This is a genomic window from Clostridium frigidicarnis (assembly GCF_900111985.1).
In the GTDB taxonomy this organism is placed as follows: Bacteria; Bacillota; Clostridia; order Clostridiales; family Clostridiaceae; genus Clostridium_Z; species Clostridium_Z frigidicarnis.
In genome coordinates, this window is sequence record NZ_FOKI01000024.1 from 39,991 (window position 1) to 52,904 (window position 12,914).

The following is a 12,914-nucleotide window of genomic DNA, read 5'->3' on the forward strand; positions in this document are numbered from 1 at the left end:
TTAAGCAAAGAGGCTTAAGGTTATAGATTCATGGAAAAAATCTAGTTAAGAAATTACTAGATAACCATGCTGTAACTTTAAGCCTTTTTATTTAGGAGGTGATTATAGTGAGAGAGGAATTAATAAGTGTTGGAATAGATATTGGAACTAGCACTACTCAACTTATATTTTCAAAGTTAATAATTGAAAATTTGGCCTCAAGCTTTTCTGTACCAAGAATATCAATAGTAGATAAGGAAATTATTTATAGAAGCGATGTTCACTTTACACCACTTTTATCAAATAAGGAAATTAATGCCCAAAGGGTTAAAGAAATAGTTGATATGGAGTATAAGAAATCAGGAATAAACAAAGAAGACATTAAAATAGGGGCAGTAATCATTACAGGTGAAACTGCAAGAAAAGAAAATGCAAATGATGTTCTTCACACTCTAAGTGGATTTGCAGGAGATTTTGTTGTTGCAACAGCAGGCCCCGATCTTGAAAGTATTATTTCAGCAAAGGGAGCTGGAGCTCATATTTACTCAAAAGAACATTCTACCAGTGTTGTAAACCTTGATATTGGTGGAGGAACAAGTAATATAGCACTATTTACAAGGGGAGATTTAAAAGAAACAGGATGTCTTGACATAGGTGGACGACTTATAAAGTTAGATACTGAAACAAGAGAAGTAACATATATTTCTCCTAAAATAGAAAGAATTATTAAAGAAAAAAATCTTGATATAAAGCTTGGACATAAAACCACAGTAGAAATGCTTGCACCAGTTATAGATGAGATGGTTAAGTGTTTAGAACAAAGTGTTGGATTAAAACCAAAAGATGAAATTTTTGATTTTATAGTCACAAATAAGTCTATAGGATTAAATGAAGAAATAAAATGTATATCCTTCTCAGGGGGGGTTGCAGATTATGTTTATTATGATGGAGAAGTTGATGACATATTCAAATATGGAGATGTAGGTATACTTCTTGGAAAAGCTATAAGAAAGTCAGACTTGTGCAAGAAGCTAGAGGTTGTAAGGTCTTTAGAGACGATTAGAGCTACAGTAGTTGGGGCAGGTTCTCATACTACAGAAATTAGTGGAAGCACAATAACATATACAAAGGAAGAATTTCCAATAAAAAATCTTCCTATTCTAAAACTGTCTCTTGAAGATGAATTTAATGGAGCAGAAGTTTTAGAAAAATCTATAAAAGAGAAGTTAAACTGGTTTAAGCTTGAAAATGACCTTCAAAAGGTTGCCATAGCTATTAGTGGTAAAAAAAATCCATCTTTTGTAGAAATACAAGAGGTAGCTAAAGGACTTGTAAGAGGTATGGAAGAGCTTATAAAAAATGAACTTCCACTTATAGTAATAGTTGAAAATGATATGGCAAAAGTCTTAGGACAAGCTATGTATTCATTATTAAAATTGAAAAAACATGTAATATGTATCGATGGAATTAAAGTTGAAAATGGAGATTACATTGATATAGGGAAGCCAGTGGCAGAGGGTAAAGTATTACCAGTTGTTATAAAAACATTAGTATTTAACTAACCGGAAGGAGGATTATCGTGATTTTAAAAACTAAATTATTTAAACACACTTATCAATTTAAGTCTGTTATGGACGTAATGGCAAAGGCAAACGAAGAAAAATCAGGAGATAAATTAGCAGGAGTGGCAGCTGAATCCGCAGAGGAGAGAGTTGCGGCAAAGGTTGTATTAGCAAACTTAACTTTAGCTGATCTTAGAAATAATCCAGCTGTACCTTATGAAATAGATGAGGTAACAAGAATAATCCAAGATTCTGTAAATGAAAAAATTTATGGAGAAATCAAGAACTGGACTGTGTCTGAATTTAGAGAATGGATATTAGATAGTAAAACAACAGGAGCTGACATAAGAAGAATATCTAGAGGATTAACTTCAGAAATGGTAGCTGCAGTTGCTAAGATAATGTCAAACCTTGACTTAGTAACAGGAGCAAAGAAAATAAAGGTCACTGCTCATTGTAACACTACAATAGGAGAAACAGGAACTTTATCAGCAAGATTACAACCAAACCACCCAACAGATGATCCAGATGGAATAATGGCATCACTTATGGAAGGTTTAACTTATGGTATAGGAGATGCTGTACTTGGATTAAACCCAGTTGATGACTCTGTTGAGAGTGTTACAAAGGTATTAAAGAAATTTGATGAGTTTAAGAGAAAGTGGGAAATCCCAACTCAAACTTGTGTACTTGCACACGTTACAACTCAAATGGAAGCTATAAAAAATGGAGCACCAGCTGACCTTATATTCCAATCTATAGCTGGATCTGAAAAAGGAAATGAAGCTTTTGGATTTAATGCTCAGACAATAGAAGATGCTAGACAACTTGCATTAAAGCATGGAACTGCTACAGGTCCAAACGTAATGTACTTTGAAACTGGACAAGGTTCAGAGTTATCTTCAGAAGCACATCATGGTGTTGACCAAGTAACAATGGAAGCTAGATGTTATGGATTTGCAAAGAAATTTGATCCATTCTTAGTAAACACAGTTGTTGGATTCATAGGACCAGAATACTTATATGATGCAAAGCAAGTTATAAGAGCAGGTCTTGAGGATCACTTCATGGGTAAATTAACAGGAATTCCAATGGGATGTGATGCTTGTTATACAAACCACATGAAAGCTGACCAAAATGATATAGAAAATTTATCAGTATTACTTTCAGCAGCAGGTTGCACATACTTTATGGGAATACCTCATGGAGATGACATAATGCTTAACTACCAAACTACAGGATATCATGAAACTGCTACATTAAGAGAATTACTTGGTTTAAAACCAGTAAAAGAATTTGATGAGTGGATGGAAAAAATGGGATTCAGTAAAGATGGTAAGTTAACAGAGAAAGCTGGAGATGGATCAATATTCTTAGGATAGGAGGGACTTTGTAATGAACGAACAAGAATTAAAATCAATGGTTGAAAAACTATTAGGCGAAATGGTTGGAAAAGCGGTAAGTAAAGAAACTATAGAAAACACAGTTGAAAAATGTGTAGGTTCAGTTATTGATAATGATGGATGTTTAGAAGACATCACTGAAATAGATTTAAAGAAGCAACTTTTAGTGGAGAACCCACATGATGCAGAAGGATACCTAAAAATGAAGGAAAAAACTGCAGCAAGAATAGGTATAGGTAGAGCTGGTACAAGATACAAGACTATAACAGCTTTAAGAGTTAGAGCTGACCATGCTGCAGCACAAGACTCAGTATTCTCATATGTATCAGAGGAATTTGTAAAAGAGAATAACCTTGTTTCAGTAAACACTATGTGTGAGGATAAGGATGAATATATAACTCGTCCAGACCTTGGAAGAAAGTTTGATGCAGAAACAACAGAGCTAATTAAAAATAAATTAGCAAGAAATCCTAAGGTTCAAATAATGGTAGGAGACGGATTAAGTTCAGCAGCTATAGAAGCTAACTTAAAAGATATAATGCCATCAATAAAACAAGGATTAAAAATGTATGGATTAGAAACTGGAGAAGCATTATTTGTAAAACATTGTAGAGTACCTGCAATGGATGCTGTAGCAGAAGCTACAGGTGCAGAGGTTGTATGTCTTCTAGTTGGAGAAAGACCAGGTCTTGTTACAGCTGAATCAATGAGTGCTTACATAGCATACAAACCAACTGTTAACATGCCAGAAGCAAATAGAACTGTTATATCAAACATCCATAAGGGTGGTACAACAGCAGTTGAAGCAGGAGCTCATATAGCAGAATTAATAAAGACAATGCTAGAAAAGAAAGCTTCTGGTATAAACTTAAAAATATAATCTAGGAGGATTTTATTGTGATAAATGAAGCATTACGTCCAACAGTACTAAGCGTTAAGATAATATCAAATGTAAGTCCAGAAATGGCAGCAAAGCTTGAACTTGAGCCACATCATAAAAGTTTAGGACTTATAACAGCAGATTCTGATGATGTAACTTATACAGCATTAGATGAAGCAACAAAATCAGCAGAAGTTGATGTTGTATATGCTAAATCAATGTATGCAGGAGCAGCTAATGCATCTACAAAGCTTGTAGGAGAAGTTATAGGAATACTAGCAGGTCCAAGCCCAGCAGAAGTTAGAAGTGGATTAAACGCAGCTATGGATTTCATGGAAAATGGATCTCACTTTGTAAGTGCTAATGAAGATAACTCAATCTGTTACTATGCACATTGCGTATCAAGAACAGGAACTTATCTTTCAAAAGTAGCAGGAATAAAAGAGGGAGAGGCACTAGCTTACTTAGTAGCTCCTCCATTAGAAGCTATGTATGCTTTAGATGCAGCGTTAAAGGCAGCAGATGTTGAAATGGTTGAATTCTTTGGACCTCCAACAGAAACAAACTTTGGTGGCGGATTACTTACTGGTTCTCAATCAGCATGTAAGGCTGCATGTGATGCTTTTGCAGAGGCAGTTAAATCAGTAGCACAAAGCCCAATAAACTTTTAATTAGGATTAGGCTTAGATGAGTAAAGCACTTGGACTAATAGAAGTAAATGGATATATTGCAGCTATAGAAGCTGCCGATACTGCACTAAAGGCTGCAAATGTAACATTGCTTGGAGTTGAAAAAGTAACAGCTGGGATTGTAACGGTTAAAGTAACAGGAGATGTAGGAGCTGTGAAAGCAGCGGTTGAGGCGGCGGAAGTCTCAACTCAGTCTCTTGGATTGTTAAGAAACGTTCATGTAATAGCAAGAGTTCATGATGATGTTTTAAAGATAATTCCTGAAATGAATACCAAAACAGAAGATACCTTAAAACAAGATACCAATGACTTAAAATGTATAAATAATATAGATTCAAAAGAAAAAAAATCAGAAGTTACAACTGAAGAAGAGAGAAGAGAAACTGAGGAAGTAACTTGTGATAAAGGAAGTCAGGAAGAAAATATAAAATCAAATGAACTAGAGAAAAAAGACTATAGCTCTATGAAAGTTGAAGAGCTTAGGAAATTAGTTAGAAGTCTTAAAATACCAGACATAACAAACAAACAAATTAAGTTTGCTAAGAAGGATGTTTTAATAGACATTATAACTAAATATTATGAAGAAGGTGTAAAATAATGGAACTTTTAGATAAAGACTTAGTGTCAATTCAAGAAGTTAGAAGTCTTATAAAAAAGGCAAAGGAAGCTCAAAGCATATTAGCTGAAATGTCTCAAGAACAAATAGATAAAATAGTTAAAGCTATAGCAGATGCAGCATATAATAATGCTGAAAAGCTTGCTAGAATGGCAAATGAAGAGACAGGCTTTGGAAAATGGGAAGATAAGATAATAAAGAATGTTTTCGCATCAAAAATGGTTTATGAAACTATAAAAGATGAAAAAACTGTTGGAATAATAGATGAAAACAAAGAAAATAAAACAATGAAAATAGCTGTACCAATGGGAGTTGTAGCTGGATTAATACCTTCAACAAACCCAACATCTACAGTTATATATAAAGCTATGATTTCTTTAAAATCAGCAAACACAATAGTGTTTTCACCACATCCAAATGCAAAGGAAGCAATACTTGAAACAGTAAGAATAATATCTGAAGCTGCTAAAAGTGTTGGATGCCCAGATGGAGCAATAGGATGTATGACAGTTCCAACAATACAAGGAACTGATGAATTAATGAAAAATAAAGATACAGCAATAATACTTGCAACTGGTGGATCAGCAATGGTTAAAGCAGCCTACTCATCAGGAACACCTGCTATAGGAGTTGGACCAGGAAATGGACCAGCATATATAGATAAGAGTGCAAATGTTCAAGTAGCTGTTAAAAGAATATTAGATTCAAAGACTTTTGATAATGGAACAATTTGTGCATCAGAGCAATCAGTAGTTGTTGAAGAGTCTATGAAAGATAAAGTTGTAGCAGAACTTAAAAACCAGGGTGCTTACTTCTTAAATGCAGAAGAAAGTAATAGGCTTTCAAAGTTCATAATGAGAGCTAATGGTTCAATGAATCCACAAATAGTTGGAAAGAGTGTTGAAGCAATAGCAAAACTTGCAAGTCTTAATAATGTTCCATCTACTGCAAGAGTATTAATTGCAGAAGAGACTAGAGTTGGACATAATGTGCCATATTCAAGAGAAAAATTAGCTCCAATCTTAGCTTTCTATAGTGAAAAAGATGTAGAGGCTGCATGTGAGAAATGTAGAGCAATACTTTTAAATGAAGGTGCTGGACATACATTCTCAATTCATGCAAATGATGAAGAAGTTATAAAGAAATTTGCTCTTAGAATGCCGGTATCAAGAATACCAGTAAACACACCATCAACTCTTGGTGGAATAGGAGCATCTACAAACTTAATGCCAGCATTAACATTAGGTTGTGGAGCAGTTGGAGGAAGTTCAACTTCTGACAATATAGGACCTATGAATCTTTTAAATACTAAAATAGTAGCTTATGGTCTTAAAGAAATAGAAGAAATTAGAGGAACAGCAAAGGCTGAAGCAGCAGTTTCTTCTGTAAGCTTAGAAGATAAAGAAGAGCTTATTAATTTATTAGTTAAGAGAATAATAAGCGAATTAAAATAATCAATAAAATTTAATAATATTCAAAAATAAGGCTGTCAAAAATAATTTTAAATAAATGTAAATTAGCATAATCCAAAAGTATATCCAAAACAAATAAAAAATAAAAAATAATTTTATTCTTAGGAGGAATTTTAAAATGGCAAACGCAAATGCATTAGGAATGATCGAAACTAAAGGTTTAGTAGGTGCTATAGAAGCAGCAGACGCAATGGTTAAGGCTGCAAATGTTCAATTAGTAGGAAAAGAGCAAGTTGGAGGCGGACTTGTAACAGTTATGGTAAGAGGAGATGTTGGAGCTGTTAAAGCTGCTACAGATGCTGGAGCTGCTGCTGCTGAGAGAGTTGGAGAACTTGTATCAGTTCATGTAATACCAAGACCACACTTTGAAGTAGATGCAATATTACCAAAGACAACTATAACTGAATAATATAACTTAGATTTAAAGGGGTGTGCTGTTTTAATGCAGCACATCTCATACATCTAATAGGGGATGTGAATATATGGCTGTTTTAACAGAAAGTGAAGTTAGAAAACGATTGAAGGGAAAGGATTTTAAAGAATTTAAAGAATTCAAAGTTGTTAAGGGACAGATAATAACTCCTTCAGCAAAATCCTTTTTAACAGAAAATAACATATCCTTAAAGTATGTTGATAGTAAGGATGAACTTAAAGAAGAAGAACCAAAGGTGCAAGAAACAGAAAAGCAAATTGTTTTTAAAGAAAAGCAATATAAATATAAAACAGTCTTTGGGGCTCAGTTAGATGAGAAACCTGAACATATGACACATTTATATGGAGACTTACTTGTTTTCAAGGACCATAAAAGAATAATTCTTAGAGGAAAGTTTGATTCACTTGAAGCCAAAATTTTAGAAACTCAACTAATTTGTAATAAGTTAGAGAAGAAGAAACTTGTAGATGATCTTGAAGAAATATTAAGCTTTGTTAGGAACCTATTAAGATGTGAAGTTCTTAATGAAAGAGTTCAAGAAATATCTCTTCAAGGAATGAATGCAGCTGAATTAAGAGAAAAATCTCATCACCCTGAAAAATACTTTGGTATGGGACACTTCTATCCAGATTATACAATGGGTGAGGTAGTTATTGCTCTAAATACTTGTAGAACTCTTGTAAGAGAAACAGAAATTGCCTCATATGAAGCCTTCAAAGGTGAATATGGACAGGTTGAAAGAGAAGATATAATAAGAGCATTGAATAGATTATCATCCGTATTCTGGATAATGATGTTTAAATATAGAACAGGAAAGTACAGTTAACACAGAGGAGGACAAAAATGGATAATCTTTTCTTAGAAGATGTAATAAAAGAAGTAATAAGAAGAGTTAAGAACGAAGTATTTTTAGAAGTTGAAGCTTCAGGAAGACACGTTCATTTAAGTAGAAAACATATAGATATGCTCTTTGGAGAAGGATACCAGCTTACAAAAGCAAAGGATTTATCTCAACCAGGACAATATGCATGTAAAGAAAGAGTTACAGTAACAGGACCAAAAGGATCTATGTCAAATGTTATTGTACTTGGACCAGAAAGATCTGAAACTCAAGTTGAGGTATCTTTAACAGATGCATTATCAGTAGGTTTAAGAGCTCCAGTTAAAGAAAGTGGAGATATTATAAATACTCCAGGAGTTACAATATCTAGTGATAAGAATTCTGTTAAATTAGATAAAGGGGTTATAGCAGCAAAGAGACATATACATATAACTCCAGAAGATGCACAAAAGTTTGATGTTGAAGATAAGGAAATAGTAAAGGTTAAAGTCTTTGGACAAAGACCATTAATATTTGATGATGTTGTAATAAGAGTAAGCCCTAAGTTTAACACTGCAATGCATATAGACTATGATGAGGCTAATGCATGTGGATTCAGTAAAGGAACTCTTGCAACAATTGTAAAATAGACCTCTAGGAAAGGAGGTAATATAATGAATTATGATACTCTTGTAGATTTAATAGTAAAAGAAGTGTACAAAAAATTACAGGAAACTAACAATGTAAATGAGAATAAGAAAACTGCTGTAGTATTTGGCGGCAGTGATAGTACAAGATATGAAAGAGTTTTAGGCAATGAATATGATGTTGTTAATTATGAAAATAATTTAGAAAAATGTGATGTTATAATCATAGAAAAACTTTGTTTAAAGGGACTTGGAAATCTTGCTGCTTTAACAGGAGTTTCAAAGTCAGAAGCATTTATAATAAAAATGCTTATGGAAGGAAAAAAGGTTTACGTTCTTGAAGACGGACTAGAGTATAGAAAGTATAAAAGTACATCCCCAAAAGCCTTATATAATAGATACATTGACTTTGAAAAAGAGCTTATAAAATATGGTATAGATATAATAAGTTCTCCTTGTGCTATTTCAAGTAATTCAGTTTCTAACGTTATATCCCCAAATAACGTAGTTACTATAAAAGAAGAAGTAGAAGTAGAAAATAACTCCACCTTTGAAATAAGAAATAAAAAACTTATAACAGAATCGGATTTAAGAAAACCATATATGAACGGAATGAAAGCTGTAATTATTGATAAAAAGAGCATAATAACTCCTTTAGCAAATGATTTTGTAAGAATTCATCACCTAAAGGTAAAAAGAGTATAGGAGGATTATTACTATGGTTATAGGAAAAGTAGTGGGAAGATTATGGTCTACTAGAAAAGATGAAAAACTTAATGGGCAGAAATTTCTAGTAGTAAGATTATTAAAGGATAAAGAAAAAGAGTTAGAAGGATTTTTTGTAGCAGCTGATAATGTTGGAGCTGGTAACGGAGATTTAGTTTTAATAACTAAGGGTGCTTCAGCAAGAACTTCTTTAGGAGATAAGGCAATACCAGTAGATGCTGCTGTTGTCGGTATAATAGATTCTATAGAGGTTGATGATGAATAAAAGCATTGGTTCACTTGAATTTAGAAGCATAGCTCAAGGAATTGAAGTAGGAGATAAAATTGTGAAAAAATCTCCTGTAGACTTGTTATTCTTTAAGACCATATGTCCTGGGAAATTTCTTGTAATTATAAGTGGTAATGAAGACTCTGTAAAAGATGCTATAGAATATGGTGTAGAATTAGGACAAAAAAGTATAGTAGATAGTTTCGTAATAAATGCAGTACATGAAAGTATAATAAAAGCTCTTAAAACTAAATGCACAGTAAAGAATAAGAGTTCCATAGGTGTTATGGAAACATCTAATGTGTGCACTGGATTAAAGGCATTAGATAAAGCATTAAAGGGATCTAATGTTGAGATTCTAAAACTTCAGCTTGCCTTTGGTATAGGAGGAAAGCTATTATATATAATTTCTGGAGAAGTAAGTGATGTGGAGTATGGAATGGAATTATCTAGAGAAGCTATAGATAGTAAAAAGATAATAAGTACATCCATAATCCCTTCTCCAGACGAACTTATAATTTCCAGTTTAACAAAATAAAATATTAAAGGAGATGAAATAATGGGAATAAATGACATAATCATTTACATAATGGTTGTATTTATGGTTCTAGGTGCTATAGATAAATGTTTAGACAATAAGTTTGGACTAGGTGAGCAGTTTGAAGAAGGTTTTATGGCAATGGGATCATTAGCATTAGCCATGGTAGGAGTTATCTGTCTTGCTCCAGTTTTAGCCAACATATTAAAGCCAGTTGTAGTTCCAGTATTTAATGCATTAGGAGCGGATCCATCAATGTTTGCAACTACATTACTTGCTTGTGATATGGGTGGTTTCCCACTAGCTCAACAATTAGCTAATGATCCACAAGTTGGATTATTTGCAGGTACAATTCTTGGTGCAATGATGGGACCTACAATAGTATTTACTATTCCAGTAGCTTTAGGAATAATAAAGAAAGAAGATCAAAGATTTTTAGCAACAGGTGTACTTGCTGGTATAATAACAATACCAATAGGAGCATTTGTTGGAGGCCTTATAGCAGGATTACCAGTACTAACTATAATAAAGAACTTAGTTCCAATAATAATATTTGCTGCAATAATAGGATTAGGACTTGCTAAGATACCTGATAAAATGGTAAAAGGCTTCTCTATATTCGGTAAATTTGTAGTAATAGTAATAACAATAGGTCTTGGTGCAGCTGTAATAGAAAAACTTACAGGTTTAGTAGTAATACCAGGAATGGCACCAATAGAAGAAGGTATAGGAGTAGTTGGAGATATAGCTTTAGTGCTTGCTGGAGCATTCCCACTAGTTTATGTTATAACTAAAGTATTTAAGAAACCATTAATGAGTGTTGGTAAATTGTTAGGAATGAACGATGTTTCAGCAGCTGGAATGGTTGCAAGTTTAGCTAACTCAATACCAATGTTCGGAATGATGAAAGATATGGATGATAGAGGTAAGATAATAAACGTTGCATTTGCAGTGTCAGCATCATTTGTATTTGGAGACCATTTAGGATATGTTGCTGGAGTTGCTAAGGAAATGATATTCCCTATGATAGTTGGTAAACTAGTAGGTGGAATAGCAGCTGTTATTCTTGCAATGATAATAGCTAATAAGATGTTTGGAAAAGCTAAGGAGGCAAAGTAATATGAAAAACTTAGATCCACAAGTTTTAGAGCAATTAGTAAGAAAAATAATAGAAGAAAAAATTCAAGGAGCTACAGATTCAGTTGATTTCGTAAGAAATAAAGATATAAGCGGAATAACATCAGTTAAGCTTCCAACAGTTAAAGTTGATGAGTCAAATAGATTAGACACAGGAAATCCAAGAGATGTTGTTTATACAAAAGACTTATTTGATTTAAATGAAAGCCCAAGATTAGGTTGTGGAGTTATGGAAATGAAAGAAACAACTTTTGACTGGACTTTAAACTATGATGAAATAGACTATGTAATAGAAGGCCACTTAGACGTAATCATAGATGGTAGAAAAGTATCAGCAGATGCAGGAGAATTAATATTAATTCCAAAGGGAAGTAGTATACAATTCTCAGTACCAGATTACGCAAGATTTATATATGTAACATACCCAGCAGACTGGGCATCACAAAACTAAACAATATCCTAAACACATTAAATGAGAAAAGAGTATTTTCTAGGCTTTAAGCTTAAGAGAATACTCTTTTTTCTTGATCACATTAAAATATGTACCTAGAAATTATGATAAATAAAATGTCATAATTTTATAGTTCTTTATTTTTATAAGAAATACAACGAATTTTTATTTAGGTGATGTTCTTTGTAATATCTAAATGTTAGATGAATTAATTTATGGAAGTATAACATTGTATACTTAAGGCAAGGGAGGTACAGATGGGAGTCACTAGATAAACTTTAAAAAGATTCATATAGATAAGTATTTAAATAAGTATAAATTCCTTAAGTATGGTAAAGATATTTATATAGGCAGGGAGGTGGAGTTATGCTTAATAAGGAATTTATATTATATTTTACATTTAACTTTTTTCTATATGGCTTTATTGGATGGATAATCGAAAATCTTTATAGTTATCATATTAAGGGACATTTCCAAAAGGATGGATTTTTAAACAATCCATTTAAGCCAATGTATGGAATTGCCATGTCATTTATAATAGCAATTTCAGATATAACTAATCAAAATACATATTCATTAATTTTAATATGTTTTATAATTCCAACTCTTGTTGAATATACAACAGGTGTGATTATGAGAAAAAATTTTCATAAAGATTATTGGGATTATTCAAAATTAAAACACAATTTTCAGGGAATAGTATGTATAAAATTTTCTATTTATTGGACTTTTTTAACCTTTATTGGAGTAAGATATCTCCAAACACATATAGTAAATAATTTTTACTTACCAATAAAATCATTATGGTTAATAGTATGTCCTATTTTATTGTTAGCTTTAATAATTGATGATATTTTTACAATAAGGACTTTTAAAGGAAAAGAGAACAATTTAAGTTTTAAAATGTTGAGATTAAGAAAAAGATAATATATTTAATAATATAATATTTCTTAAGGGAATTCTTTTTTGAAATGAACCCAAAAAGTTAGACAAAGTATAATTACGCTACTTCCAGGGACTGGATCCTGTACTGGACAGGACTCAGTCCTTTCAATTTGCTCTTGATTCGTTTATTGTTATAGTAATCTATGTAAGCTACTAATTCTTTAATGAAATGTTCTATGTTATCGAATTCCTGTAAATATAGCAATTCTGTTTTCAGTAAGCCAAAGAAATTTTCCACAACTGAGTTATCGAGACAGTTACCTTTACGAGACATACTCTGTCTAATGCCTTTCTTCTTCAACATATTTTGATAACTGAACATTTGATATTGCCATCCTTGGTCAGAAT

16 protein-coding genes are annotated in these 12,914 nt (G+C 32.5%); 15 read left to right on the forward strand and 1 reads right to left on the reverse strand.

Translation table 11 applies throughout. The features are described from left to right. The first annotated feature begins 107 nt into the window (after positions 1-107). From eutA to BM119_RS13505, 15 genes are all read left to right on the forward strand, one after another. Positions 108-1,541 carry an ethanolamine ammonia-lyase reactivating factor EutA gene (eutA, locus tag BM119_RS13435; RefSeq protein ID WP_090042226.1) on the forward strand — a complete coding sequence of 478 codons (1,434 nt, stop codon included), beginning with the start codon at positions 108-110 and terminating at the stop codon, positions 1,539-1,541. Between the two features lie 17 nt (positions 1,542-1,558). Further along, a complete protein-coding gene (locus tag BM119_RS13440) occupies positions 1,559-2,923 on the forward strand; it encodes an ethanolamine ammonia-lyase subunit EutB (RefSeq protein WP_090042228.1) in 1,365 nt (454 codons plus the stop codon). 13 nt (positions 2,924-2,936) lie between these two features. Beyond that, positions 2,937-3,824, forward strand: a complete 888-nt coding sequence (gene eutC / locus BM119_RS13445; RefSeq protein WP_090042230.1) for an ethanolamine ammonia-lyase subunit EutC — start codon at positions 2,937-2,939, stop codon at positions 3,822-3,824. A gap of 17 nt (positions 3,825-3,841) precedes the next feature. Continuing rightward, positions 3,842-4,495 (forward strand): ethanolamine utilization microcompartment protein EutL, encoded by a 654-nt coding sequence (gene eutL / locus BM119_RS13450; protein WP_090042231.1) that lies wholly within the window; start codon positions 3,842-3,844, stop codon positions 4,493-4,495. A gap of 16 nt (positions 4,496-4,511) precedes the next feature. Next, positions 4,512-5,111 carry a BMC domain-containing protein gene (locus tag BM119_RS20440; protein WP_090042233.1) on the forward strand — a complete coding sequence of 200 codons (600 nt, stop codon included), beginning with the start codon at positions 4,512-4,514 and terminating at the stop codon, positions 5,109-5,111. Beyond that, a complete protein-coding gene (locus BM119_RS13460; protein ID WP_090042234.1) occupies positions 5,111-6,583 on the forward strand; it encodes an acetaldehyde dehydrogenase (acetylating) in 1,473 nt (490 codons plus the stop codon). Before BM119_RS20440 ends, BM119_RS13460 begins: the two co-directional genes overlap by 1 nt. Before the next feature lie 136 nt (positions 6,584-6,719). Next, a complete protein-coding gene (gene eutM / locus BM119_RS13465; protein WP_090042236.1) occupies positions 6,720-7,010 on the forward strand; it encodes an ethanolamine utilization microcompartment protein EutM in 291 nt (96 codons plus the stop codon). A gap of 73 nt (positions 7,011-7,083) precedes the next feature. Then, positions 7,084-7,860 (forward strand): cobalamin adenosyltransferase, encoded by a 777-nt coding sequence (locus BM119_RS13470; protein ID WP_090042238.1) that lies wholly within the window; start codon positions 7,084-7,086, stop codon positions 7,858-7,860. A 17-nt stretch (positions 7,861-7,877) separates the two neighbouring features. Then, positions 7,878-8,504, forward strand: a complete 627-nt coding sequence (gene eutD, locus BM119_RS13475; protein ID WP_090042240.1) for an ethanolamine utilization phosphate acetyltransferase EutD — start codon at positions 7,878-7,880, stop codon at positions 8,502-8,504. Positions 8,505-8,528: 24 nt separating this feature from the next. Next, the gene (locus BM119_RS13480; RefSeq protein ID WP_090042242.1) at positions 8,529-9,206 is read left to right on the forward strand and encodes a TIGR02536 family ethanolamine utilization protein; all 678 of its coding nucleotides are present in this window, start codon (positions 8,529-8,531) and stop codon (positions 9,204-9,206) included. A gap of 13 nt (positions 9,207-9,219) precedes the next feature. Then, positions 9,220-9,492 (forward strand): EutN/CcmL family microcompartment protein, encoded by a 273-nt coding sequence (locus tag BM119_RS13485; protein WP_090042243.1) that lies wholly within the window; start codon positions 9,220-9,222, stop codon positions 9,490-9,492. Beyond that, positions 9,485-10,033: a BMC domain-containing protein gene (locus BM119_RS13490; RefSeq protein WP_090042245.1), complete on the forward strand. Its 549-nt coding sequence runs from the start codon at positions 9,485-9,487 to the stop codon at positions 10,031-10,033. Before BM119_RS13485 ends, BM119_RS13490 begins: the two co-directional genes overlap by 8 nt. A gap of 21 nt (positions 10,034-10,054) precedes the next feature. Next, a complete protein-coding gene (eutH, locus tag BM119_RS13495) occupies positions 10,055-11,152 on the forward strand; it encodes an ethanolamine utilization protein EutH (protein WP_090042246.1) in 1,098 nt (365 codons plus the stop codon). A 1-nt stretch (position 11,153) separates the two neighbouring features. Next, positions 11,154-11,621, forward strand: coding sequence for a cupin domain-containing protein (locus tag BM119_RS13500; RefSeq protein ID WP_090042247.1), 468 nt, complete (start codon positions 11,154-11,156; stop codon positions 11,619-11,621). Between the two features lie 366 nt (positions 11,622-11,987). Then, positions 11,988-12,548, forward strand: coding sequence for a putative ABC transporter permease (locus tag BM119_RS13505; RefSeq protein ID WP_090042249.1), 561 nt, complete (start codon positions 11,988-11,990; stop codon positions 12,546-12,548). Positions 12,549-12,621: 73 nt separating this feature from the next. Here BM119_RS13505 and BM119_RS13510 read toward each other — a convergent pair. Continuing rightward, positions 12,622-12,914 (reverse strand): IS3 family transposase (locus BM119_RS13510; protein WP_143087286.1); only part of this gene is annotated, 293 nt, incomplete at its 5' end.